Annotated in this window: 25 protein-coding genes and 2 riboswitches; of the genes, 17 read left to right on the forward strand and 8 right to left on the reverse strand. The window is 63.8% G+C overall.

Going from position 1 to position 24,503, the window contains the following annotated elements; genetic code table 11:
* Positions 1-45: 45 nt before the first annotated feature.
* Positions 46-1,467 carry a sigma-54-dependent transcriptional regulator gene (locus ASE49_RS16100; protein WP_056774816.1) on the reverse strand — a complete coding sequence of 474 codons (1,422 nt, stop codon included), beginning with the start codon at positions 1,465-1,467 and terminating at the stop codon, positions 46-48.
* A gap of 172 nt (positions 1,468-1,639) precedes the next feature.
* On the opposite strand from ASE49_RS16100, the gene ASE49_RS17940 reads away from it, so the two are divergent.
* From ASE49_RS17940 to ASE49_RS16140, 9 genes are all read left to right on the forward strand, one after another.
* Positions 1,640-1,792, forward strand: coding sequence for an aa3-type cytochrome c oxidase subunit IV (locus tag ASE49_RS17940; protein ID WP_327195770.1), 153 nt, complete (start codon positions 1,640-1,642; stop codon positions 1,790-1,792).
* A gap of 28 nt (positions 1,793-1,820) precedes the next feature.
* A complete protein-coding gene (locus ASE49_RS16105) occupies positions 1,821-2,138 on the forward strand; it encodes a hypothetical protein (protein ID WP_056774818.1) in 318 nt (105 codons plus the stop codon).
* Between the two features lie 49 nt (positions 2,139-2,187).
* The gene (locus ASE49_RS16110; RefSeq protein WP_056774821.1) at positions 2,188-3,348 is read left to right on the forward strand and encodes a deoxyguanosinetriphosphate triphosphohydrolase; all 1,161 of its coding nucleotides are present in this window, start codon (positions 2,188-2,190) and stop codon (positions 3,346-3,348) included.
* A 12-nt stretch (positions 3,349-3,360) separates the two neighbouring features.
* Entirely contained in the window at positions 3,361-4,047 is a 687-nt protein-coding gene (locus ASE49_RS16115) for an NAD(P)H-binding protein (protein WP_082456525.1), read from the forward strand.
* A gap of 47 nt (positions 4,048-4,094) precedes the next feature.
* Positions 4,095-4,190, forward strand: a riboswitch (glycine riboswitch).
* Position 4,191: 1 nt separating this feature from the next.
* A riboswitch (glycine riboswitch) is annotated at positions 4,192-4,311 on the forward strand.
* A 34-nt stretch (positions 4,312-4,345) separates the two neighbouring features.
* Positions 4,346-5,488, forward strand: coding sequence for a glycine cleavage system aminomethyltransferase GcvT (gene gcvT, locus ASE49_RS16120; RefSeq protein WP_056774826.1), 1,143 nt, complete (start codon positions 4,346-4,348; stop codon positions 5,486-5,488).
* A 10-nt stretch (positions 5,489-5,498) separates the two neighbouring features.
* Positions 5,499-5,870: a glycine cleavage system protein GcvH gene (gene gcvH / locus ASE49_RS16125; protein ID WP_056774829.1), complete on the forward strand. Its 372-nt coding sequence runs from the start codon at positions 5,499-5,501 to the stop codon at positions 5,868-5,870.
* Between the two features lie 94 nt (positions 5,871-5,964).
* Entirely contained in the window at positions 5,965-7,335 is a 1,371-nt protein-coding gene (gene gcvPA, locus ASE49_RS16130) for an aminomethyl-transferring glycine dehydrogenase subunit GcvPA (RefSeq protein ID WP_056774831.1), read from the forward strand.
* The gene (gcvPB, locus tag ASE49_RS16135; RefSeq protein ID WP_056774834.1) at positions 7,332-8,930 is read left to right on the forward strand and encodes an aminomethyl-transferring glycine dehydrogenase subunit GcvPB; all 1,599 of its coding nucleotides are present in this window, start codon (positions 7,332-7,334) and stop codon (positions 8,928-8,930) included. The genes gcvPA and gcvPB overlap by 4 nt, the downstream gene beginning before the upstream one ends.
* A 3-nt stretch (positions 8,931-8,933) precedes the next feature.
* Complete coding sequence (locus ASE49_RS16140; RefSeq protein WP_056774836.1) at positions 8,934-9,455, forward strand: CcdC protein domain-containing protein; 522 nt, start codon at positions 8,934-8,936, stop codon at positions 9,453-9,455.
* A 104-nt stretch (positions 9,456-9,559) separates the two neighbouring features.
* Here the strand turns inward: ASE49_RS16140 and ASE49_RS16145 are convergent, their stop codons facing one another.
* On the reverse strand, positions 9,560-9,691 hold the full coding sequence (locus ASE49_RS16145; protein ID WP_056774839.1) for an entericidin A/B family lipoprotein: 132 nt from the start codon (positions 9,689-9,691) through the stop codon (positions 9,560-9,562).
* Positions 9,692-10,202: 511 nt separating this feature from the next.
* Between ASE49_RS16145 and ASE49_RS16155 the strand changes: the two genes are divergently transcribed.
* On the forward strand, positions 10,203-10,811 hold the full coding sequence (locus ASE49_RS16155) for a YceI family protein (protein WP_056774843.1): 609 nt from the start codon (positions 10,203-10,205) through the stop codon (positions 10,809-10,811).
* Between the two features lie 50 nt (positions 10,812-10,861).
* Here the strand turns inward: ASE49_RS16155 and ASE49_RS16160 are convergent, their stop codons facing one another.
* The 5 genes from ASE49_RS16160 to miaA form a co-directional block, all read right to left on the reverse strand.
* A complete protein-coding gene (locus ASE49_RS16160) occupies positions 10,862-12,370 on the reverse strand; it encodes a CpaF family protein (RefSeq protein ID WP_200922076.1) in 1,509 nt (502 codons plus the stop codon).
* Between the two features lie 165 nt (positions 12,371-12,535).
* Positions 12,536-13,555 (reverse strand): ketol-acid reductoisomerase, encoded by a 1,020-nt coding sequence (ilvC, locus tag ASE49_RS16165; protein ID WP_056774849.1) that lies wholly within the window; start codon positions 13,553-13,555, stop codon positions 12,536-12,538.
* Between the two features lie 83 nt (positions 13,556-13,638).
* Positions 13,639-14,157: an acetolactate synthase small subunit gene (gene ilvN / locus ASE49_RS16170; RefSeq protein ID WP_056774851.1), complete on the reverse strand. Its 519-nt coding sequence runs from the start codon at positions 14,155-14,157 to the stop codon at positions 13,639-13,641.
* Positions 14,158-14,173: 16 nt separating this feature from the next.
* Complete coding sequence (ilvB, locus tag ASE49_RS16175) at positions 14,174-15,916, reverse strand: biosynthetic-type acetolactate synthase large subunit (protein WP_056774978.1); 1,743 nt, start codon at positions 15,914-15,916, stop codon at positions 14,174-14,176.
* 189 nt (positions 15,917-16,105) lie between these two features.
* Positions 16,106-17,086 (reverse strand): tRNA (adenosine(37)-N6)-dimethylallyltransferase MiaA, encoded by a 981-nt coding sequence (miaA, locus tag ASE49_RS16180; protein ID WP_056774854.1) that lies wholly within the window; start codon positions 17,084-17,086, stop codon positions 16,106-16,108.
* Between the two features lie 61 nt (positions 17,087-17,147).
* Here miaA and serB point away from each other — a divergent pair, with 61 nt between their 5' ends.
* Both serB and ASE49_RS16190 read left to right on the forward strand, forming a co-directional pair.
* Entirely contained in the window at positions 17,148-17,960 is an 813-nt protein-coding gene (gene serB / locus ASE49_RS16185) for a phosphoserine phosphatase SerB (protein ID WP_200922078.1), read from the forward strand.
* Positions 17,961-17,992: 32 nt separating this feature from the next.
* Positions 17,993-18,625 carry a DUF1345 domain-containing protein gene (locus tag ASE49_RS16190; RefSeq protein WP_235523020.1) on the forward strand — a complete coding sequence of 211 codons (633 nt, stop codon included), beginning with the start codon at positions 17,993-17,995 and terminating at the stop codon, positions 18,623-18,625.
* Positions 18,626-18,662: 37 nt separating this feature from the next.
* On the opposite strand, the gene purL is transcribed toward ASE49_RS16190, so the two are convergent.
* The gene (purL, locus tag ASE49_RS16195; protein ID WP_056774859.1) at positions 18,663-20,822 is read right to left on the reverse strand and encodes a phosphoribosylformylglycinamidine synthase subunit PurL; all 2,160 of its coding nucleotides are present in this window, start codon (positions 20,820-20,822) and stop codon (positions 18,663-18,665) included.
* An 86-nt stretch (positions 20,823-20,908) separates the two neighbouring features.
* On the opposite strand from purL, the gene ASE49_RS16200 reads away from it, so the two are divergent.
* The 5 genes from ASE49_RS16200 to queA all read left to right on the forward strand — a co-directional run bounded on the left by ASE49_RS16200 (position 20,909) and on the right by queA (position 24,491).
* On the forward strand, positions 20,909-21,178 hold the full coding sequence (locus tag ASE49_RS16200; RefSeq protein WP_056774863.1) for an exodeoxyribonuclease VII small subunit: 270 nt from the start codon (positions 20,909-20,911) through the stop codon (positions 21,176-21,178).
* Positions 21,179-21,181: 3 nt separating this feature from the next.
* Complete coding sequence (locus ASE49_RS16205) at positions 21,182-22,090, forward strand: polyprenyl synthetase family protein (RefSeq protein ID WP_056774864.1); 909 nt, start codon at positions 21,182-21,184, stop codon at positions 22,088-22,090.
* Positions 22,090-22,608, forward strand: a complete 519-nt coding sequence (coaD, locus tag ASE49_RS16210) for a pantetheine-phosphate adenylyltransferase (RefSeq protein ID WP_056774867.1) — start codon at positions 22,090-22,092, stop codon at positions 22,606-22,608. Before ASE49_RS16205 ends, coaD begins: the two co-directional genes overlap by 1 nt.
* A 109-nt stretch (positions 22,609-22,717) precedes the next feature.
* A complete protein-coding gene (locus ASE49_RS16215) occupies positions 22,718-23,410 on the forward strand; it encodes a peptidylprolyl isomerase (RefSeq protein WP_056774869.1) in 693 nt (230 codons plus the stop codon).
* A 52-nt stretch (positions 23,411-23,462) separates the two neighbouring features.
* Positions 23,463-24,491, forward strand: a complete 1,029-nt coding sequence (gene queA, locus ASE49_RS16220; protein ID WP_056774873.1) for a tRNA preQ1(34) S-adenosylmethionine ribosyltransferase-isomerase QueA — start codon at positions 23,463-23,465, stop codon at positions 24,489-24,491.
* The last annotated feature ends 12 nt before the right edge of the window (positions 24,492-24,503 follow it).

Below are 24,503 nucleotides of genomic sequence, written 5' to 3' on the forward strand. Positions count from 1 at the left end.
CCAAGTGGAAGAACTCCGTTGCTGGTGGGGAGGAGTATCGCGCTCTCATGCCGCGTTGTCGATCCCCAGTTCCGACAACTTGCGGTACAGCGTGGACCGGCCTATCCCCAGCCTGCGCGCCACCTCGGTCATCCGCCCGCGATACAGGCCGATCGCCAGCCGGATCACGTCCGCCTCGATGTCCTCCAGCGGTCGCAAGTGGCCATCCGGGGTATAGAGCATGACGCCCGAACTTTCCTGCATGGGGTTCGACGCTGTGGACGGACCTGTTCCCAGGATGTTGAGAAGCTGTGGAAAATCGTCTGACGTCAGCGCATCGCCATCGCAGAACACCGCGGCGCGAAACAGCACGGCCTGCAACTGGCGCACGTTGCCCGGCCAGTCGTAGGCGGCCAGAAGCGACAACGCGCCGTCGGTTATGCCCAACTCGCGCAGGCCCGGCTGTTCGCCGATGCGCGCCAGGAAAAACCGGGTGAGGGCGGGAATGTCGCCGGTGCGCTCGCGCAGGCGCGGGAGATAGACTTTGGTGGGGGAAATGGCCGCGAGCAGTTCGGGCATAAAATGGCCCTGATCGGCAAGGTCCGCCAGCGGCAGGTTGCTGGCCGCGATCAGACGCACATCGACGCGGAAGGAATGGCGCGCCCCGATAGGGCGGCAATCGCCCTTGCGCACCGCTTCCAGCAGCCGTTCCTGCACGGGCAAGGGCAGGCGGTCGATCTCGTCCAGCGCCAGGGTTGCCCCGTCGCAGTGTTGCAGGGCACCGATCTGCCGGTCGAACGCGCCGGGAAAAGCGCCTTTCTCATGCCCGAACAGCGCGGATTCGATGGAGTTGGCGGGCACCCCGCCGATGTTGATGATCCGCAGCGGCAGGCGCGAGCGGGGCGAGGCGGCGTGCATCGCCCGGATCAGCATTTCCTTGCCCGTGCCGCTTTCGCCCTCGATCAGCACCGGCGAATGGCCGCGCGCGGCTTTTGCGGCCACGGCCAGAGCCTTGCGGAAGTTCGGCGATGCCCCGATCATCGATTCGAAGTCCGGGTTGGACGGCATTTTCTCGGTCAGCGGGGCAAGCTCGTCCCGCGGGGCTTCCAGCGTGGTGGCGGACCGCAGGGCCTCCATCAGCCGGTCCGGCGCGACAGGCTTGACCAGATAATCGGTCGCGCCGGCGCGCATCGCCTCTACGGCCAGCAAGGGCGAAGTGCTAGCGGTCAGCATCAGGATCGGCAAAGCGGGGCGGCGCACTTTGAGTTCGGCAATCAGTGCGCAGGCGTCGTCGCCGGGCACCCACTGGTCCAGCACAATGGCGGAAAGCTGCATGCCCTGCCGGGTGCCCAGCGTCGCGATAGCGGTTTCGGCGTCGCGTACGATCAGCGTGCGCCACCCTTCGCGGGAGGCGAGGGCCGAGATGAGCCGGCTTTGCGCCGGTTCATCGTCGATGAGCATGAGAAGGCGCTGATCAAGTTCCGCCATGTGTCGTTGCTTTGTCAGGCCTTGCTGTGAAGTTCGCAAGGGGAGTCTTTAGGGCAAAGCGGTAAAGACCGCATTAAGCCTGCCCTTGCGGTGAAGCGTGGAAATGCAGCAGCGCATTTGATGCGCTTGGGCACTTGAGAGGAAACAGTCGGGAGGCTAAGACCGTGCTCAAATTCAACGACACCGGGGAAAATGGATCATGGCTTCAGGCAAAGACATCAAGGTCGCCACCGAAACGTATAACGGCTTCATCAAGGCCGCTACCTGGGGCACGATCGCCTGTTTCGTGATCGCGGCAGGGGTCGTCGCCCTCATCGCGTCCTGATGTCTTTACGGTTCGCGGACGCCGCTGCGTGATCCGTGCGGTGGTCGCGCTGGCCCTGCTCGTCTTCGTCGCGTCGGCGGGATGGTATGGCGTCAACTGGTATGCGCAGGACCGCGTGCGCGCCGCTTTCCTCAATGCCGGGATGAGCGAGGACGCTGCGTCCTGCATGGGTCGGCGCCTCGCCAAGCGCCTGTCGCTGCGCCAGTTGCACGAACTGGGAAGCCTGCACGATCGCATGCACACACAAGCCGATGCCATAGCCGCGCTGCAAAGCCTGGACGACCGCCGGATCGTCAAGGTCACCACCAGTTCGGCGCTCTTGTGCTCCACTGGCCTGTCCCGCTAGGGGCGAGGCGAACGGCCGTCCGCTGCCGTAGAATTGCGGAGTGCGCGCTTTGACCTTGGCTCCTTACGCTTGCGACCCGGCGCGTACACGCGGTCGGGAGTTTCCGGCCGACAGCGGCCTCGCCCGCGGTGCGCGCAGCCCGTATCAGCGCGACCGGGATCGCATCATACATTCCATCGCGTTCCGCCGCCTGCGCTACAAGACGCAGGTGTTCATCGCGCCGGATGGCGATCATTACCGCGTTCGCCTGACGCACAGCCTGGAGGTGGCGCAGATCGCCCGCGTGATCGCCCGCATCCTGGGCCTCGACGAAGACCTGACCGAGGCGCTGGCGCTGGCGCATGACATTGGCCACCCCCCGTTCGGCCACGCCGGGGAGGATGCACTGAACGCTGCGCTGCACAAGGCGGGCGGCTTCGATCACAACGCGCACACCTTGCGCACGCTGATGCGGATCGACAGCCCCTATTGCGAGCATGATGGCCTGAACCTGACGTGGGAGACGCTGGAGGGCCTGGCCAAGCACAACGGTCCGGTTGCGGAGCCCACCTGGGCGCTGGCGCAACTTGACAACGCTTATCCGCTTCAGTTGCAAACCCACGCCTCGCTGGAAGCGCAAGTGGCGGCCCTGTCCGACGACATCGCGTACGACAACCACGATATCGACGATGGCCTGCGCGCCGGGTTCCTCGACCTGGACGAACTGCTCGCGCATCCTTTCGTCGCCGCGCAATGGGCGCAGGTGGAGCGGCGCTATCCCGGCGTGGAGATCGGGCGGCAGCTTTCGGAACTGATCCGCAGCCAGATCGGCCACATGGTCAACGATCTGGTGGCGCAGACCCAGGCGAACCTGGTTGGCGTCTCCAGCGTTGACGAAGTGCGCGCCGCGGGGCGGCCGCTCGTGGCATTCTCGCCGGAGATGGCCGCGGCAGAGCGCGCGTTCAAGCGGTTCATGTACGACAAGCTGTATTACCATCCCGAGCAGATGGAAACCGCACGCCGGGCCCGTGCCGTGCTGGCTGAGCTGTACTCCGCGTATTCGCAGGAGCCGGTGCTGATGGAAGAAAGCTGGATCGACACACTGCCCCGCTTCGAGCCGGACCGCAGCCGTCACATCGCCGATTACATCGCCGGCATGACCGACCGGTTCGCCATCGCCCGCCATGCCGACATCTACGGGCGCACGCCCGAAGGCCTGAGCAATGTCTAGGCGGCGCTGAGCGTGGGGGAACGGCCTTTGCGCCTCTGTCTCGTCGGCGCCACCGGGCTGGTTGGCCGCGCGATCTGCGAACAGGCCATCAGCGTGCCGGGTATCCACGTGATCGGCGTGGGACGGCCAAAGGCCGGAGCGGCGGCCAACCCATGTCCCGAAATGCTGGTCGCGGAGCCCATAGACTGGCCCGAGTTGATCGCGTCTGCGAATGCCGACGTGCTGGTCTGCGCGCTGGGCACCACGATCAAGGCGGCCGGCAGCCGCGCGCAGTTCAACGCCATCGACCATGACCTGATCCGTTTCGTTGCCGAGGCCGCGCTGGCGGGCGGCATCGGGCACATGATCCTGGTGTCATCCGTCGGCGCGGATGCGCACAGCAGCAATTTCTATCTGGCGGTGAAGGGGCTGACGGAAGCTGCCGTGACGCGACTTGGCATTCGCCGTCTCGACATCTTGCGCCCCGGCCTGCTGCGCGGGAAGCGTGCGCAACGGCGCGGGCTCGAAACGCTGGGGCAGTTGGCCGCGCCGCTGCTTGACCGGGTGGTGTTGCACGGGCCACTGCGCCGGTATCGCTCGATCCCCGCCAACGCGGTCGCCAAAGCGGCGCTTGGCTTGGCGCGAGATGCAACGCCCGGCGCTTACGTGCACGAACATGATGCCTTGATCGCAGCGGGATTATCGCTCGGTTCGACATGACGCTGATTGACTTGCGTCGGAGGCTAACCCAAGGCTGACGCACTTCGCTGACACGCGCGGGAGAGTTCGTTTCGATTCGTCGAAACGGCGCCGAAGGAGCAACCGCCCCGGAATCTCTCAGGCAAAAGGACCGCGCGGCGTCTACAGCGAGCCTCTGGAAAGTGCCCCGTGCATGCGCACGTGGCCGCCGACGGTGTAACCCGGTCCGTCCCGTCGTGGATGATGCCGGGGAAGCTCTCAGGCTTCCGTGACAGAGGGGGCACCGATTGGTGAACCATACCTGCTGCGGAGCCGTGTCTTGAGCGAATATCCTGTTTCCGAAGATGAAGACGGCGCGGAAGATCTGGCCCCGCTGACCCTGCCGCTTGATGCCTGGCATCGTGAGCGTGGCGGTCGCATGGTCGAATTCGCGGGCTACGTGATGCCCGTCCAGTACGAAGGGATCATGGCCGAGCACTTGTGGACGCGCGAGAATGCAGGTCTTTTCGATGTCAGCCACATGGGCCAGTTGCTGGTATCGGGCGAGGGCGTGGAGCCCGCGCTGGAGGGCGCGCTGCCGATCGACCTGTCCACGCTCAAGCTGGGCGCGGTGCGCTATTCGCTGCTGCTGGATGAAAACGGCGGGATCCTGGATGATCTCATGGTCGCGCGCTGGCCGGGCGGTTTCTATCTGGTCGTCAACGGCGCCACCAAATGGGACGATATCGGCACCTTGCGCGAAACCCTGCCGGATGACATCACGCTCAATCACCTGGATGACCGCGCGCTGCTGGCGCTGCAAGGGCCCAAGGCCTTTGCTGCGTTGGAACGCCACATTGGCGGCCAGTATCCGCTTGCAGGACTGACGTTCATGAAGGGCGGCCAATTCACCATCGGCGGTGTAGAAGCGTGGATCAGCCGGTCCGGCTATACCGGCGAAGACGGTTTCGAGATTTCCATTACGGCCGAAGATGCCGCGACGGTCGCTGATCTGCTATGCGGCGAACCGGAGGTGAAGCCGATCGGGCTGGGCGCGCGCGACTCCTTGCGTCTTGAAGCGGGACTGCCGCTGTACGGACATGATTTGTCGCCGGAAACCAGCGCGGTAGATGCCGACTTGAAGTTCGCGATCAACAAGCGCCGTCGCACCGACGGCGGGTTTCCCGGTGCCGAGCGCGTGCAGGCTGACTTTGCCAACGGCACCACCCGCCGCCGCATTGGCCTGCTTCTCGATGGCCGCATGGCGGCGCGTGAAGGCGCCAAGGTTTTTGCCGGAGATGAGCAGGTTGGCCTCGTAACTTCAGGTGGATTCTCACCCTCTTTGCAGCGTCCCATTGCCATGGCGTACGTCGATGTCGCGCACGCCCAGGATGGCACGCCCCTGTCTGTCGAAATGCGCGGCAAGCGTCTTGATGCACGCGTAGCCGCGATGCCTTTCGTCCCCCACCGCTATCACCGCTGAGGAGCTTTTGATGACCCGCTATTTCTCGCAAGACCATGAGTGGATCGAAGTCGACGGCGATGTCGGCACCGTTGGCATCACCGATTATGCACAGGGCCAGCTTGGCGACATCACGTTCGTTGACCTGCCCGCCGAAGGCGCCAGCGTGGGCAAGGGCGATGCCGTTTCGGTGGTGGATTCGGTGAAGGCCGCGTCCGATGTTTATACCCCGGTGTCCGGCTCGATCGCCGCTGTAAACGAGGCGCTCGCCGATCAACCCGAACTGGTGAACACCGATGCCGAAACAGGCGGCTGGCTGTTCCGCGTCACGCTGTCGGACACGTCAGAGCTGGGCGCGCTGATGGATGAAGCCGCCTACAAGACTTTCGTCGATAGCCTCTGATCACGGTTCTGGCCCATTCGCCCTGAATTAGGGGGACGGGTCAGACCTGCCAGTCGGCCGCGCCCATCCGCGCCCAAGCAAGAGATACGCCTTCATGCGCTACCTTCCCCTGACGTCGTCCGACCGGGCGGCGATGCTCGAAACCATCGGCGTTGCCGGCGTGGACGACCTGTTCGTCGACGTACCCGCAGCCGCGCGCTTGTCCGGTCCCATCGAAGGCTTGCCCCCGCACGCCAGCGAGATGGCGGTGGAACGGCACATGACCGCATTGGCGGCAAAGAACCTGAGCGCAGGCTCCGTTCCGTTCTTCCTTGGAGCAGGGGCATATCGCCATCACGTTCCGGCCTCGGTCGATCACCTGATCCAGCGCGGCGAATTTCTGACCGCTTACACGCCCTATCAGCCGGAAATCGCCCAAGGCACGCTGCAGGTGCTGTTCGAATTCCAGACCCAGGTCGCCCGCCTGTTCGGTACGGACATCGCCAATGCCTCGATGTACGACGGGTCGACCGCGTGCTGGGAAGCCATCCTCATGGCTGCGCGCATTACCCGGCGCGGGCGCACGGTGCTGTCGGGCGGTCTGCACCCGCATTACGGCGAAGTGGTCCGGACGATGGCCAAGTTCACGCAGGACGACATCGTCAGCCTGGCCCCGGAACTGGTCGCCGACCCTGACGATGCTGCGGTCATCACGCAAATCGACGCGGATACCTCCAGCGTCGTCGTTCAATATCCCGACGTTCTGGGCCGCATTCCGGACCTTGCCGCGATCGCCGACGCAGCGCATGCCAAAGGCGCGCTGCTGGTCGTCGTCGTTACCGAGCCGGTCGCGCTGGGCATGATCGAGGCGCCTGGCGTGCTGGGCGCGGATATCGTGGTGGGCGAAGGCCAATCGCTGGGCGTGGGCCTGCAGTTTGGCGGGCCTTACCTTGGCCTGTTCGGTTGCCGGGAAAAGTTCGTTCGGCAAATGCCCGGAAGGCTATGCGGCCAGACCGTGGATGCTGCCGGCAAGCGCGGCTTTGTGCTGACGCTGTCCACGCGTGAGCAGCATATTCGCCGCGAAAAGGCGACCAGTAATATTTGCACGAATTCAGGGCTTTGTGCGCTGGCTTTCAGCATTCACCTGACCTTGCTTGGCGGCGAGGGCGTGGCAAGGCTGGCCGGCCTTAACCACGAAAAGGCGCAAATGACCTTTGATCGCCTGGCCCGCATCCCCGGCGTGTCACTGCTGAATGCGGCATACTTCAATGAGGCGACTGTGCTGTTGCCCCGCGATGCGCGCGAAGTCGTTCGTGACCTGGCGGATCGCGGAATTCTTGGTGGCGTCTCGCTGGGCCGTCTTTTCCCGGTGGCGGACGGCCTGCACAATGGTCTGCTTGTCGCCGTGACGGAAACCACGACCGATGACGACATCGAGGCTTTCGCCGTCGCCCTGGAAGCCATTCTCGCAGGAGAAACCGCATGAACGCCCCTAACGCATCCGGCTGGCGACCGTCTCTGGGCGACGCGGCTCAAGCAAAAAATGCAACGTCCAGCGGTGATTACGCGCTGATGCTCGAAGAGGCTCTGAGCTTCGAGCTGGGGTCTGCGGACAAGTGCGGCGTCGATCTGGAAGCACCTGGACGTGCGCCCGCCGCAGGGCTGGCGAAGTTCATGCGCAAGGCCGCACCCGTTCTGCCTGGCCTTACCGAGCCGGAAACCGTGCGGCACTACACGCGCCTGTCGCGCCAGAATTATGGCATCGACCTTGGGCCGTTCCCGCTGGGTTCGTGCACGATGAAGCACAACCCGCGCCTGAATGAAAAAATGGCCCGGTTGCCGGGCTTTGCCGACGTGCACCCGTTGCAGCCGCAGGCGACCGTGCAAGGGGCCCTCGAAGTTATCGAACAACTGGCCCACTGGTTGATAACGCTGACCGGCATGGCCTCCGTAGCGATGAGCCCGAAGGCTGGTGCCCACGGCGAATTGTGCGGATTGCTGTGCATCCGCGCCGCGCTGGATGCGCGCGGCGAAAAGCGCGATGTGGTGCTGGTGCCGGAAAGCGCCCACGGCACCAATCCCGCCACCGCCGCGTTCGCAGGCTTCAAGGTGGAGTCCATCCCCGCCACGCCGGCAGGCCGCGTCGATCTCGCCGCGCTCAAGAGCAAGCTGGGGCCCAACGTCGCCGGGGTGATGATCACCAACCCCAACACTTGCGGCCTGTTCGAGCCGGACATGCGCGCCATCGCCGATGCCGTTCACGCGGTGGGCGGCTATGTCTATTGTGATGGGGCCAACTTCAACGCGATCGTCGGCAAAGTGCGGCCCGGCGATCTTGGCATCGATGCCATGCACATCAACCTGCACAAGACGTTCTCCACGCCCCACGGCGGTGGCGGGCCAGGCGCGGGTCCGGTGGTGCTGTCGGAAGCGCTGGCGCCGTTCGCGCCGTTGCCCTTCGTCACCCGCGGCGATGATGGGTCGATGCATCTGGTCGAGGAAGAAAACGCCAGCGAAGGCCACGGGCAGGCGTTCGGCCGCATGGTGGCGTTCCACGGGCAGATGGGCATGTTCACCCGCGCGCTGACGTACATCCTCAGCCACGGCGCCGATGGTCTGCGCCAGGTTGCCGAGGATGCCGTGCTCAATGCCAACTACGTACTGCGCGCCTGCGCGGACGTGCTGCCCGCACCGTTTGCCGACAGCGGCCCGTGCATGCACGAGGCCTTGTTCAGCGATAGCGGGCTGGCGCCCGGCTTTTCCACGCTGGATATCGCGAAAGGGCTGATCGACGAGGGCTTCCACCCGATGACGGTCTATTTCCCGCTGGTGGTGAAGGGCGCGATGCTGGTGGAGCCTACCGAAACGGAAAGCAAGGCGGGCCTGGACCGGTTCATCACGTCGCTGCGAAGCGTTGCCCAGCGCGCCAAGGACGGCGATGACAGCCTGCACGCGGCACCGCATTACGCACCGCGCCGCAGGCTTGACGAAACGCTGGCGGCGCGCAAACCTGTGCTGGTGTGGCAAGGTGAGCCCGGCATGGCCGGAACCCCGTCGCTCAGCGAGATCGGTGGGAGCTAGACTATGCATGCGGGCGCAAGCACGGGATGGGCGGCGTATCTGCCGCTGCTCATTTTTCTGGGTGTAATGGCCTGGCGCTTTCGCACCGTGAACAGGGCCCGCCCGTTGCGCCTGCCGCTGCTGTGGATCATGCCGCTGCTGGTGACTGCGGCGGTATGCCTTGCCCTGTATGGCATGCCGCCCACTGGGCTTGGCTGGCTGTCGCTGGCGGCAGGGCTGGCAATAGGCGGAGGGATCGGGGCGCAACGATCGCGTCTGATGCGCCTTCACGTGGAAGGTGAGGGCGGTGATGCGCGGGTGATGGTGCGGCAATCACCGGTCGCGCTGGTGCTGATTTTAGGGGTGTTTGCCCTGCGACGGCTTATACTTCCAGGCGGCGGATCGTCGGTGTCTATGCATGATGCCCATGCGTTGCTGATAACCGACGCGATGCTGGGGTTCGCACTGGGAATGATTGTGTTCAGCCGCACTGTACTTTGGCTTCGGGCCAAGACGCTGGTTGCACATCATGTTCAAACGGCCTGACAGGCCGAAACGCGCGATTAATAGAGCGCGCGTGTTTTTCAAATCCATGCCGCAGGCTGGCCGCACTCGGTGGGTAAGCGGCCTGCCTGCGAGATGGTACGCGCTTACTTGATCGCGTTTTCGCCAGCCTGGCCTACCGACTCGACGTCGCGGCCAGCGCCCTTGACGGTGTTGCAAGCCGAAGCCGAAAGCACGATGCCACCGGCGACCAGAGCGAATACCAACTTCTTGACCATGATCCTGTTCCTTTAAGGTTGCGGCCGGTCACCCCAAGCCGCGCAACGGTCAAAACACGTATAACCAGAACAGGTTCCCTGATGCGCGAAATCTGGTTCGCCCAAACGGGTAAAATCTTGCCGACGGAAAGCTGTTCACGGGACGGATCAGCGCGTTAAAAGCGCGGGATGGACCACGTTTTATTACTCACCGGGCTGGGCCTGATAGCCAGCGCCGTTGCGATCATCGCGTGGATCGGGGATCGGCGGCGTTTCCACCGTCAGCACATTGACCGTGTCGGCATCATGCCTTGGACAACCATCTTTTTCTGGGCCCTGTTGGTCGCAGTGCTTTGCCTTGGCATGGCAGCCCGGGCGTGGATGGCCAGATAGCTGCCGGCCCGATCCACGCGATCGACCTTACGCAATGCGATTGTGCAGGAAACTTGAACGCAACCACCCAGTTTATCGCAGTGTCTATCGGGTAATTTTAGTGCGAAGAAACACCCGGTAAATCTCAGGAGACACAATCATGAAGCACATCGCTGCTGCAACTCTCGCCATCGCCACACTGGCCGTCGGCGCCCCGATCATCGCCCAGCAGGCAAACACCAGCGCAGCTTCGGTGCAGGCCGGAACGTACGCCATCGACAGCGCCCATACGCTCGTTCGCTTCACCGTCGATCACTTCGGCATCAGCGAATTTTTTGGCACGTTGCCCGGTGCCACCGGCACGCTCTCCATCGATCCCAAGAACGTGGCCGCCGCCAAGCTGGACGTATCCGTCCCCACAGCCAGCGTTTCGACGACGAACAAGACACTTGATGATGAACTGGTCGGCGCGGAGTGGCTGGATGCCGCAAAGTATCCGCAGATCCGCTTCGTCTCGACCAAGGTTTTGAAAACCGGGCCGTCTACAGCCGACATCACCGGCAACCTGACGCTCCACGGTGTGACCCGCCCGGTAACGCTGAAGGCCAGGTTCAAGGCCGGTGCCATCAATCCGATGAAGAAGGTGTACACGATCGGCTTCACAGCGGAAGGCATGATCAAGCGCACCGCGTTTGGCGTCACCAAGTATGCGCCACTGGTCAGTGATGATACGCAGATCGCGATCACCGCTGCCTTCGAAAAGAAGTGAGCTTCAGCTAACGTGGCGGAACTCCAAGGCGGCGCTGTTATGGCGCTGCCTTACAGGCAGGCTTCCAGATAGGCCTGATCGAACCCGAACTGGCGTGCCTTCTCAAGCGTATAGGGTCGCAGGCCGGATGGGCGGAATTCCCCGATGATCTTGCCGTCGTCGGATTCGTCCAGATATTCGAACTTGAACAGCTCCTGGGTGACGATCACGTCGCCTTCCATGCCGATAACTTCGGTGATGTTAGTGGTGCGGCGCGAACCGTCGCGCAGGCGCTTTACCTGCACGATAAGATCCACCGATTCCGCGATCTGGCGGCTGATGGCTTCCTTGGGGATCTTGATGTCACCCATCAGGATCATGTTTTCCATACGCCCCAGGCATTCGCGTGGGCTGTTGGCGTGAAGCGTGCACATCGAGCCATCGTGTCCAGTGTTCATGGCCGCGAGCAGATCGAAGCACTCAGCGCCGCGGATTTCGCCCAGAATGATGCGGTCCGGGCGCATACGCAGGGCGTTCTTGACCAGATCACCGATGGTAATCGCGCCTTGGCCCTCCAGGTTGGGCGGACGTGTTTCCAGCGGCAGCCAGTGTGGTTGCTGCAGGCGTAGTTCCGCCGCGTCCTCGATCGTCAGCACGCGCTCGCCCGGGTCGATCATCTTCGACAGCGCGTTGAGCATCGTCGTCTTGCCCGAGCCGGTACCGCCTGAGATGACGACGTTCATGCGGCACGCCCCCGCGATTTTCAGCGCGGTGGCCATCTTCTCGTCCATCGAGCCGAAGTCCTTCAGCATATCGATGGTGATCGGCTTTTCGGAAAACTTACGGATCGAGATGGCGGTGCCGCGCAGCGAGAGCGGCGGCACGATGACGTTGACGCGGCTGCCGTCCTTGAGACGTGCGTCGGCCAACGGCGTGGTCTGATCAACGCGGCGGCCCACCTGGTTGACGATGCGCTGGGCGATCTGAAACAGATGCTGCTCGTCGCGAAACTTGGTGGGCGCTAGCTGCAGCCGGCCCTTCTTTTCGATGTAGGTCTGGTTCGGCCCGTTGACCATGATGTCGGAAATATCGGGGTCGTTGAGCAGCTCCTCCAGCGGCCCGAAGCCGAGCAGCTCGTCGATCAGCACCTTCTCCAGCGCAAACTGCTCGCGCCGGTTGAAGGTGATCTTCAGTTCGGCAAGTACCTCCATAATGATGGGGCGGAACTCTTCCGAAAGCTCGTCCTTGGTCAGCGTCGCGGCGGCTTCGGGATCGACCCGTTCCAGCAGGCGGGGTAGCACTTGTTCCTTGATCTTGTGGATCGAGGCTTCGAAGCTGTTCTGCTCGCCCTGACTGTGAACCGCATTGGCCCGATCGGCAAGCCGCGCCATCGCATCATCGCGCGTTGGGGCAAGGCCATCACCGGGCAGTCCAGGAAACGAATCGCCCGGAACCGGCGCGCCGGAGTTTGTGGCAGAGGGTTTGTCGGTGCTGCCTTTGAGCGGCTTGGCCACGCCGAACGCGGGGCGTGCGCCCGGGCTCATCCCGCCAATACCGTTACGCCGACCAAATGCCGTCATGAAGCCATCAACCCTTGCGTAGCCTGATCGGTCAGGCGCGTACCCATGTGAATAGGGGCACAGTTAAGGTTGAAACTTTGATAACTTACTAATGGTCGGCGAGATTGTGCTTTCCCGCGGTGTCGAGGGGGCGGGCGCTGCGCCCAACCCCCTCGACCGCACGACTTAGTTCTTGGCCTTGTCGACCAGCGCGTTGGCCGCGATCCACGGCATCATCGCGCGCAGCTTGGCGCCGGTTTCCTCGATCGGATGGCGCAGCGCAGCCTTGCGCGAGGCTTTCAGCTCGGGCTGGCCGGCGCGGTTGTCCATCACGAAGTCCTTGACGAAACGGCCGGACTGGATGTCCTCCAACACGCGCTTCATCTCCTTCTTGGTTTCCTCGGTGATGATGCGCGGGCCGGTCTTGATGTCGCCGTATTCGGCGGTGTTCGAGATCGAGTAGCGCATGTTGGCGATACCGCCTTCATACATCAGATCGACGATCAGCTTCAGTTCGTGGAGGCATTCGAAATACGCCATTTCCGGGGCATAGCCTGCTTCCACCAGCGTTTCGAAGCCGGCCTGCACCAGCGCAGTCGCGCCGCCGCACAGCACGGCCTGCTCGCCGAACAGGTCGGTTTCGCATTCCTCGCGGAAGTTGGTTTCGATGATGCCCGAACGACCGCCGCCGACGCCCGACGCATAGGCCAGCGCGACGTCATGGGCATTGCCGGTCACGTCCTGATGGATGGCCACCAGGCAGGGTACGCCGCCGCCGCGCTGGTATTCGGAGCGCACGGTATGGCCGGGGCCCTTCGGAGCGATCATGATCACGTCGATGTCTGAACGCGGCTCGATCAGGCCAAAGTGCACGTTGAGGCCGTGCGCGAAGGCGAGGGCGGCGCCCGGCTTCAGGTTGGCGTGCAGGTCTTCGGCGTAGATGGCGGCCTGATGCTCGTCAGGGGCAAGGATCATGACCACGTCAGCCCACTTGGCGGCCTCGACGTTGGACAGCACCTTGAAGCCTGCGCCTTCAGCCTTCTTGGCCGTGGCCGAACCAGCGCGCAGCGCGATCGCCACCTCCTTGACGCCGGAATCGCGCAGGTTCTGCGCGTGGGCATGGCCCTGGCTGCCGTAGCCGAGCACAGCGACCTTCTTGTTCGTGATCAGGTTGATGTCGCAATCGGCGTCGTAATAGACCTTCATCGTTCTTCCTTCCGTCGTCCCGGCCGGGCGGGACCGCTATAGATCGTGCGCCGTCCGCCTGGCAGCGGCGCACCGTTGAAATTTCAGGCTTCAGCCGCTCCGCGCGCCATGGCGACGATGCCGGTACGCCCCACTTCGACCAGCCCGAGATCGCGCATCAGCGACACGAACGAGTCGATCTTGTCAGGATTGCCGGTGAGTTCGAAAATGAAGCTCTCTGTCGTGGTATCCACCGGCTTGGCGCGGAATACATCGGCGATCCGCAGCGCCTCGACGCGCTTTTCGCCGATGCCCGCAACCTTCACCAGCGCCAGTTCGCGCGCCACGTGCGGGCCGACTTCGGTCAGGTCCACCACCTTGTGTACCGGCACCAGCCGTTCCAGCTGGGCATGGATCTGGTCGATCTGGCTGCGCGGCCCGTGGGTGACGATGGTGATCCGGCTGACCGCATGGTTATCGGTGATATCGGCCACCGTCAGGCTGTCGATGTTGTAGCCGCGTGCGGTGAACAGGCCGGCGATCTTGGCAAGGATGCCCGCCTCGTTGTCGACGGTGACCGTGAGGACATGGCGTTCCTCAATTTCATGCTGAATGTGCGTCATGAAGTGTCTTTCGTGCTCAGACCAGCGCCTTGGCTTCATCGTCCATGGTGCCTTGCACCTCATCGCCGTACAGCAGCATTTCGGTATGCGCCGCGCCTGATGGGATCATCGGGAAGCAATTGGCTTCCTTGCTGACCAGGCAATCGACGATGACCGGGCCGGGATGGTCGATCATTGCCTGGATGCCTGCATCCAGCTGGCTCTCGTTCTCGATGCGGATGCCCTTCCAGCCGTAGGCTTCGGCCAGCTTCACGAAATCTGGCAGGCTGTCGGAGTACGAATTGGAGTAGCGGCTCTCGTACGTCAGTTCCTGCCACTGGCGGACCATGCCCATCCACTCGTTGTTGAGGATGAACACCTTCACCGGCAGGCGGTATTGCGTGGCGGTGCCCAGTTCCTGGATATTCATCTGGATCGAGGCGTCGCCGGCAATGTCGATCACCAGACTGTCAGGGTTGCCGCACTGCGCGCCGATCGCGGCGGGCAGACCATAGCCCATCGTGCCCAGGCCGCCCGAGGTCAGCCACTTGTTAGGCGAGAAGAACGGGAAATACTGGGCGGCCCACATCTGGTGCTGGCCCACTTCGGTGGAGATCACCGGGTCCTTGTGCTTGGTGAGCGCGTACAGCCGCTCGACCGCCAGTTGCGGCATGATCGCTGCGGCATTGGCGGGGTAGGACAGGCTCTTGCGCGCACGCCACTGGTCTACCTGCGCCTTCCAGGCCGAAATATCCGGCAATGCCCGCGTGCCCAGCCCGTCGATGATCTGCCCGAGGACGATGGCGCAATCGCCGATGATCGGCAGATCGACCTGCACCGTCTTGTTGATGGACGCGCGGTCGATATCGATGTGGATCTTGAGCGAGTTGGGCGCGAACGCGTCAAGCCGCCCTGTGACGCGGTCGTCAAAACGGGCGCCCACGCAGATGATCAGGTCGGCCTGGTTCATCGCCATGTTCGCTTCGTAGGTGCCATGCATACCCAGCATCCCCAGCCAGTCGGCATGGTCGGCCGGAAAGGCGCCGAGGCCCATCAGCGTGGAGGTGACCGGCGCGCCTGTCCGGGTCTGCAGGTCGCGCAGCAGCGCGGTTGCGCGCGGGCCGGAATTAATGACGCCGCCGCCCGTGTAGAGCACCGGCGCCCTGGCCTGCGCGATCATCTCCACCGCGCGCGCGATCTCGTCCGCTGTCCCTTGCGTGCGCGGATTGTAGCGCTGATGGCGCTGGGTGGGGCCTTCGGACCATATCGCCGTGGCGATCTGCACGTCCTTGGGAATGTCGATAAGCACGGGGCCGGGGCGCCCCGTAGTGGCGATCTGGAACGCCTCGTCGATCACGCCGGCAAGGTCAGCCGGGTCTTTGACGAGGTAATTGTGCTTCGTGCAGTGCCGCGAGATGCCGACCGTATCCGCTTCCTGGAAAGCGTCGGACCCGATCAGCGCGGTAGGAACCTGGCCGGTGATGACGACCAGCGGGATGGAATCGAGGAATGCGTCGGCGATGCCGGTGATGGCGTTGGTGGCGCCGGGGCCGGAGGTGACCAGGACGACGCCGGGCTTGCCCGTCGAACGGGCATAGCCTTCGGCGGCGTGAGCAGCCCCGGCTTCATGCCGCACGAGGATATGGCGCAGCCGCTCGTCGCCGAACAAGGCATCGTAGATCGGAAGCACGGCGCCGCCGGGATAGCCGAACACGAATTCGACCCCCTGCTTGACCAGGCTTTCGACCAGGATGCTGGCGCCGCTGCGCTCTTCACTCACGATACGTTCCTTTTCACGCGATGGCGAAGGCATGGGCCTTGCCAAGGCCTGCGGCACTTCTTGAAAACAAGAAAATGTCGCCGGCTTAGATAGATGGTGTCCTGAATGACGACAGCACACACGGGTGGCCAATGCACTTCAGAAGATGCCCCGCCGTTGGAGGGCATCTAAGGGGGGCAAGCTGTCAGGTCAACCGAGAAAACGCAATAAAATATCGCTCAAAGTGTCTTTAGTGAAATTTTTAAACGATATGCCGGGCCATGACGGTGGTGGTTGGTGTCTCAGCCACGTGAACTGGCGTTTTGCGTAGTTTCGCGTGGCCTGTGCTGCCTGCGCGGTAGCATCTTCAAGCGCGGTGGTACCGGCGATCACCCCTGCCAGTTCCGCCACGCCGATCGCGCGCATGACCGGAAGATCGGGGTCGAGCCGCCGCGCCAGCAAGAGCGCGACTTCGTCCAACGCGCCGCGCTCCAACATGCGCGCGAACCTTAGATCGCAGCGCGCATACAGGCTTTCGCGCTCTGGCAGCAGAATGACCGGATGTAGCACAACGTGCGCGCCGATGCCGCCCTCCGTCCGTGCCTGCCAATGCGCGAGGCCGTGGCCGGTGGAACGCACCACTTCCAGCGCGCGCGCCACGCGGGCGCTGTCGGCAGGCCCCAGCTTTGCGGCCCGCTCGGGGTCTTCGTTTAGCAGCGCCGCGTAGGCCTGGTCGACGGGCAGGGCGCGGACGTGCGCGCGCACCTGCGGGTCTATCACCGGCACCGGCGCGATGCCGTCCAGCAGGGTGCGGATATACAGGCCGGTGCCGCCTACCACGATCGGCACCGCGCCCTGCGCGTGCAACTGCGCGATTTGCGCGCGCGCCGCCGCCGCCCAGTCCGCCGCGGAGCAGCTTTGCGCCCCGTCCCACGCGCCGAACAGGCGGTGCTCGATGCCGCCCATCTCCTCGGGCGTAGGCCGTGCGCTCAGGATCGTGAGGTCGGCATAGACCTGCGAGCTGTCCGCGTTGATCACTACCGCCCGCCGGCCGCGTCGCTCCAGCGCCTGGGCCAGGGCGACGGCACAATCGCTCTTGCCGCTGGCGGTCGGCCCTGCGATGAGCGCCAGCGGTGGCCGGTCTCCGGCGGCCATATCGTATGGTGAATCAAGGAAATTCGTAGTGCTCATTGCCCGGCTGATAGCAGAACCGGATCACCTTTCGGCAAGACTTGACGCTGCAAGGGCTCAGATGGCGCAAGGGGGCGTGCGGATCGCGGATGCGGCGATGCTGAATTTCTGCGGCCAGACCATGCAGATCGATTCCCCGGATGATGACACGGCAGCGATGCGCGGCGCGCTCGACGCGCACTTTTCGCCCAGCGACGGGCTGATTACGGCTGACGAACCGGTGGTGCCGCAAGTGTTCATTTCGGACATGGATTCCACCATGATCGGGCAGGAGTGCATCGATGAACTGGCGGACTTCGCCGGGCTCAAGGATCGGATCGCCGCGATCACTGAAAGGGCGATGCAGGGCGAACTCGACTTCGCGCAGGCATTGCATGAGCGGGTGGGCCTGCTGGCGGGCCTTTCGACCAGCGCCATCGACGAGTGCCTGGCCACGCGGATCAAGCCGATGCCAGGCGCCAGAACACTGGTGCAGACGCTGCGCAAGATGGGTTGCCGTACGGTGCTGGTGACCGGGGGATTTCATCAGTTCGCTGATCCGGTGGCCGAGATGCTGGGGTTCGATCATGTGGTGGGCAACCGGCTTGCGGTGTCCGATGGCAAGCTGACCGGCGGGCTGCTGGGCGGCATCGTCGATTCCGCCGTGAAGAAGGCCACGCTGGAAGCGGAAGTCGCGGCGCTGGGGGGCGGCGCGATCAGCCTGGCGACCGGCGACGGGGCGAACGATATACCAATGATTGCAGCGGCGACGTATGGCATTGCCTATCGCGCCAAGCCAAAGGCGCGCGCCGCAGCTAATGGCTGGGTCGATCGCGGCGACCTGACGAGCGTGCTACGGCTGCTGGGTATTCCCGAGGCCGACTGGGTCCGCTAGCGTTTTAATCCGATGTCCACAGGGGTGTAGCCGTGAAATCCATAAGCCATCCGCGCTACATCCTGTTTCTGGGCGTGTTTGCCCTGAGCAGCATCGTGCTGGCCAGCCTTACGCACCGGGCGTTGGCGGTGGTGGGCGGTTTCGATGTGGGTGTATTGGCGTTCGTGTTGTCCTGCGTGCCGCTCTGGCGGAAGGGCGATGCGGACACGATCCGCCGGCAGGCGCGCCGCGACGATGCCGGGCAGGTCATGCTGCTGTGCCTTACCGGCATCATCAGCTTGGTCATTCTGGCCGCGCTCAGCGCGTTGTATCTGGATGGCGGCAAGATGGGGGCCGTCGATATCGCGGTGCTGATCGCGACGCTTCTGGCCAGCTGGACGTTCACCAACCTGATCCTGGCTTTCCATTACGCCCGGATGTATTATTCGGCTGACGACGGGAAGGACCAGGAAGGCCTCAATTTCCCCGGCGACTGCGTGCCCGACTTTTCCGACTTCGTGAACTTCGCGTTCGTGATCGGGATGACCTGCCAGACCGCCGATATCGCGATCGCCACTACACCGATGCGGCGGGTATCGACATTCCACGGGCTGTTCGCGTTTTTTTTCAACCTGGGCATACTGGCCCTGACGGTGAACGTTCTGGCGTCCACCGCGGGCAAATGAGCGCCCGTTGCCGGGACTGCCCGCAACGGTCTATCCCTTAAGCGTCCATCCAGTCCCGGAAGAAGGCCTCATTGGCGGCGCGCAGCGCTTCGATTTCAACGCCGCCTACCGCGCTGCCGCCAACCCGGCCGATCCGCACCGCACCTTCCAGCACAGCGCCCGGCGCTGCGGTCACAATGTAGCGGGATTGATCTTCGCCGAAGGCCTGCGCGGTGGACAGGTCCGCATCCAGGATGCAGCCAAGCCCGCTGGCCAGCGCCATTTCCGCCAGCGCGACGATCAAGCCGCCATCGCTGATGTCGTGCACCGCCGTCACCCTTCCATCGCGGATCCATTCGCGCACCACGCCGCCGTTCACCGCCTCGCGGTGAAGATCGACCGGCGGCGGGGGGCCTGCTTCGAGGCCCATGATTTCGCGCAGCCAAAGCGACTGGCCAAGGTGCGTGCCCTCACCGCCGAGCAGGAAAATGTCGTCGCCCTCTGCTTTGAATGCGATCGTGGCCATCTGATCGTGATCGGTGAGCAGCCCGACGCCGCCGATCGCCGGGGTGGGCAGGATGGCCGAGCCGCCGCCGGTCGCTTTCGATTCGTTGTAGAGTGACACGTTGCCGGACACGATCGGGTAATCCAGCGCCCGGCAGGCATCGCCCATGCCGTTGAGGCAACCCACGATCTGCGCCATGATTTCGGGCCGCTGCGGGTTGGCGAAATTGAGGCAGTTGGTGATCGCCAGGGGCAGGGCGCCCACCGCGCTGATATTACGATAGGTTTCGGCCACTGCCTGCTTGCCGCCCTCATAAGGATCGGCATAGCAATAGCGCGGCGAACAGTCGGTGCTCATCGCCAGCGCCTTGCGGGTGCCATGCACGCGCACCACCGCAGCATCGCCGCCGGACTTTTGCATGGTGTCAGCGCCGACCTGGCTGTCGTACTGCTCCCAGATCCACTTGCGCGACGCCAGGTCCGCGCCGGCCATCAGGATGAGCAGGTCGGCGCCCAGATCGGTCATCGCCGGAACCTCGGGCAGCGCAGGAACGCGCGCCCATGCTTTGTATTCCTCTGCCGACACGTACGGACGCTGGTATTCCGGCGCTTCGTCCGCCAGCGGCTCAAGCGGAATGTCGCAAACGATCTCGCCGTTGAATTCAAGCACCATATGGCCGGTATCGGTCACTTCGCCGATCACCGCAAAGTCCAGTTCCCACTTGCGGAAGATCGCCTCTGCCATCGGCTCCTTGCCCGGCTTCAGGACCATGAGCATGCGTTCCTGCGATTCGGACAGCATCATCTCATACGGCGTCATCGCTTCTTCGCGGCAGGGCACCTTGTTCATGTTGAGACGGATGCCCGCGCCGCCCTTGCTGGCCATTTCCACCGAGGAGGAGGTGAGGCCCGCCGCGCCCATGTCCTGGATCGCCACGATCGCATCGGTGGCCATCAGTTCAAGGCACGCCTCGATCAGCAGCTTCTCGGTGAACGGATCGCCCACTTGCACGGTCGGACGCTTCTCATCCGAATGCTCGTCGAAATCCGCGGATGCCATGGTGGCGCCGTGAATACCGTCGCGCCCGGTCTTGGAGCCGACGTAGACGATCGGATTGCCCAGGCCGGTTGCGGCGCTATAGAAAATCTTGTCGGTATCGGCGACGCCCACGGTCATCGCGTTGACCAGGATGTTGCCGTCGTACGCCTTGTGAAAATTGGTCTCGCCCCCGACCGTGGGCACGCCCACGCAATTGCCGTAGCCGCCGATGCCGGCCACTACGCCTTTGACCAGATGCTTCATCTTGGGATGATCTGGGCGTCCGAAGCGCAGTGCGTTCATGTTCGCCACGGGCCGCGCGCCCATCGTGAACACATCGCGCAGGATACCGCCAACGCCGGTGGCGGCGCCCTGATACGGCTCAATGTAGCTGGGGTGGTTGTGGCTTTCCATCTTGAAGATTGCCGCTTGCCCATCGCCAATGTCGATGATGCCCGCGTTCTCGCCCGGTCCGCAGATTACCCAAGGTGCCTCGGTAGGCAGTTTCTTGAGATGGAACCGGCTGGACTTGTAGGAGCAGTGTTCGGACCACATCACCGAAAAAATGCCGAGTTCCACGAGGTTCGGCTCTCGCCCAAGGGCATGCAGCACGCGCGCGTATTCTTCGGGATTGAGGCCATGCGCCTCGACGACGTCAGGGGTGATTCCGCTCATGCGACGCGCCTTAGCCATGTCGATGCGGCTGCGCCAGTGGTGACGGCGTTCTTGACCGCGCCCGCCGCGCCCGCCATTGCTGCCGCATGGCTTCCGACACGCACGCTCTTGAAGAGCAGACCATAGCGCACCTCAGTTTCGAAGACGCCCTGCGCGCGCTGGAAACCATCGTGCGCCAGCTTGAGAGCGGCGATGTGCCGCTTGAGGATTCGATTTCGCTCTACGAACGCGGGGAAACGCTGCGCCAGCACTGCCAGAAACGGCTGGATGCAGCGCAGGCGCGGATCGAGCGGATCGTGGCCGGGCCGGATGGTACGCCCACCGGCACCCAGCCGTTCGATGCGGCGGATCGCTAAGCGATGAGCGGGGTTCACGTGAACGATTCGCTGCTGGCCGAAGGTCTGTCGCGCATAGCCGAAGAGATCGACGGCGCGTTCGACGCGTTGTTGCCGGTGCCGGAAGATGCGCGCGCGCGCTTGATCGAGGCGATGCGCTATGCCGCGATCGGCGGCGGAAAGCGCCTGCGCCCGCTACTGGTGGCTGGCGTTGCCGAGATGTACGGCGTCCAGCGCGAAGCGGCGATCCGCGCCGGCGTGGCGATCGAGGCGATCCATGCCTATTCGCTGATCCACGACGACTTGCCCTGCATGGACGATGACGCCGTGCGCCACGGCAAGCCAACCGTGCATCTGGCGTTCGATCAGGCGACCGCGGTTTTGGCCGGCGATTCGCTCCACGCCTTCGCCTTCGAGGTGCTGGCGGATCCGGCGACCAGCGCCGATCCCTTCACCCGCGTCGAGCTGATCCAGACCCTGGGGCACGCCAGCGGCGCGCAAGGCATGGCCGGCGGGCAGATGATGGACCTGGTGGCAGAAACCACGCAGTTCGATCTGCACACGGTCACCCGCCTGCAGCAGCTCAAGACCGGCGCGCTGCTGGGCGCGGCGGTAGAGATGGGGGCGATCCTGGGGCGAGTCATGCCGGAAGGGCGCACGCACTTGCGCGGCTATGCCCGCGATATCGGCCTGGCGTTCCAGATCGCTGACGACCTGATTGATCACGAAGGCGATGCGGCGCTGGCCGGCAAGGCGGTGGGCAAGGATGCTGCTGCCGGCAAACAGACGTTCGTGTCCCTCCTGGGAGCCGAGCGCGCGCGTGAACAGGCGCGTATGCTGGTGGATCAGGCGATTGCCCATCTGGCGCAGCACGGGCGTGAGGCGGACCTTCTGCGTGCGATTGCGCGCTACATCGTCGAGAGGGATCACTGATGGGCACCAGCGAACGCATCGGCGTGTATCCTGGAACTTTTGATCCCATTACATTGGGCCATGCGGACATCATCCGGCGCGGCGCCAAGCTGGTGGATCAGCTGATCATCGGTGTCACTACCAACCCTTCCAAGGACCCGTTGTTCACCCCGGCGGAGCGCATCGCCATGGTGGAGCGTGAGGTGGCATCGCTGGGCATGAGCAACGTTACCGTGGTGGGTTTCAACGCCCTGCTGATGAAGTTTGCGCAGGCGCAAGGCGCCAGCATAATCGTACGCGGCTTGCGCGCGGTGGCGGATTTTGAATACGAATACCAGATGGCCGGCATGAACCAGCAACTCAACGCCACCATTGAAACCGTGTTTCTGATGGCTGACGTGGGCCTGCAGCCCATCGCGTCCAAGCTGGTCAAGGAAATCGCGATGTTCGGCGGTGACATCGCCAAATTCGTAAGCCCGGCGGTGCGTTCCGACGTGATGGAGCGGGTTGCCCAGAAGGGTCTTCTCGGAGACTATTGACCGACCGGGTTGGCGGGCCCGGCGGGTGAAATCGTTCATTGTATCGACAGCGGCGGCGCTCTATCGCGTTGGCCTTGCAGATCGATCGTAACTGCGCAGTGAGAAATAGATGAATTTTCGCCTTTCAGTGACTGCGTTGATGTTCGGTGCCGCGCTTGCGGCATCGCCTGCCTTTGCCAAGGAAAAAGTCGCGGCAACGCCGGCGCCTGCCGCGTTGCCTGTCGTAGTCGACACCAACATCGCCCACGACCCGGACAATGTGCTGATCCTCGACTTGTCGAACGGCGGGCGCGTGGCGATCCGGCTGATGCCGCAGTGGGCTCCGCATCACGTTGAGCGGATCAAGACGCTGACCCTGCAGGGTTTCTACAACGGTCTGATCTTCCACCGCGTGATCGATGGTTTCATGGCGCAGACTGGCGATCCCACCGGCACTGGGCAAAGTGGCTCGAAGCTGCCGGACCTGCAGGCCGAGTTCAATTCGATGCCGCACCTTCGCGGCACGGTTTCGATGGCGCGCACCAACGATCCGAACAGCGCCAACAGTCAGTTTTTCATCGTCTTCTACCCCCGCTTTGCGCTGGACCATAAATACACCGTATTCGGTCGCGTGATTTCGGGGATGAACTACGTGGACCAGATCCAGCGCGGCGAACCGCCCCAGAACCCGACCAAGATCACGCAAGCCTCGCTGGCGTCGCAAAACAAGGCCCCGCCACCCGCCCCCATAGCGCCGGCGGCAGCGCCGGCGCCGTCGCTCACAACGCCGGCCTCCCAAGCGGACACGCCCGCCGCGAATTGACGGCTACGGCACGGCTTGTCTGTGCGCGCGCAAAGGTCTAGCGCGCGCCGCCATGCGCGTTGATCTTTTCGATTTCGATCTGCCCACCAGGAACATTGCCCTGCGCCCCGCAAGGCCGCGGGATTCGGCGCGGATGCTGATAGTCGAAGGGGACCATTCCCTTGTCGATGGTCACGTTCGCGACCTTCCGGGATGCCTGCGGGCGGGCGATGTGCTGGTGTTCAACGACACCCGCGTCATTCCCGCCCAGCTCGAAGGGCAGCGGGGCGAGGCCCGCATAGGCGCAACTTTGCACAAGCGCGTGGACCTGCGCCGCTGGCAGGCGTTCATCCGAAACGCCAAGCGCATCCGCCAGGGCGATAGTATCGCCTTTCCCGCCGGCGTCACGGCTCTGGCTGAGGAGCGTCACCCGGACGGCAGCTGGACGCTGGCGTTCGAAGGCGATGAGCCGGTAGAGGTGCTGCTGGACCGGGCCGGGCAAGTGCCGCTGCCGCCCTACATCGCCGGCAAGCGCGCGATCGACGAGGCCGACGCCAGCGACTACCAGACCATGTTCGCGCGCGAAAAAGGCGCCGTTGCCGCGCCGACGGCAGCTTTGCACTTCACGCCAGATCTTATGGCTGCCGTCCAAACTGCTGGAATCGCGTGCGAAACCCTGACGCTCCATGTGGGCGCGGGCACATTTCTGCCGGTGAAGGCAGACAATACCGCGGATCATCAGATGCATGCCGAATGGGGCCGGATCGATGCCGCCACGGCAGACCGGCTGAATGCCGTACGCGCGGGTGGCGGCCGGCTCATCGCGGTCGGCACCACATCACTGCGGCTGCTGGAAAGCGCCACAGGAGACGATGGCGTGATCCGCCCCTTCGAGGGTGACACGGCGATTTTCATCACCCCAGGATACAGGTTCAAGGCCATCGACGGCCTGATGACCAACTTCCATTTGCCCAAGTCCACGCTGTTCATGCTGGTTTCCGCCCTGATGGGGCTCGACCGGATGCAAGGGGCTTACGCCCATGCCATCGAAAGTGGCTACCGTTTCTACTCTTACGGTGATTCCTCGCTTCTTCTTCCTTAAAAGAGGGATTGG

Origin of the sequence: Novosphingobium sp. Leaf2 (assembly GCF_001421325.1) — a bacterium.
In the GTDB taxonomy this organism is placed as follows: domain Bacteria; phylum Pseudomonadota; class Alphaproteobacteria; order Sphingomonadales; family Sphingomonadaceae; genus Novosphingobium.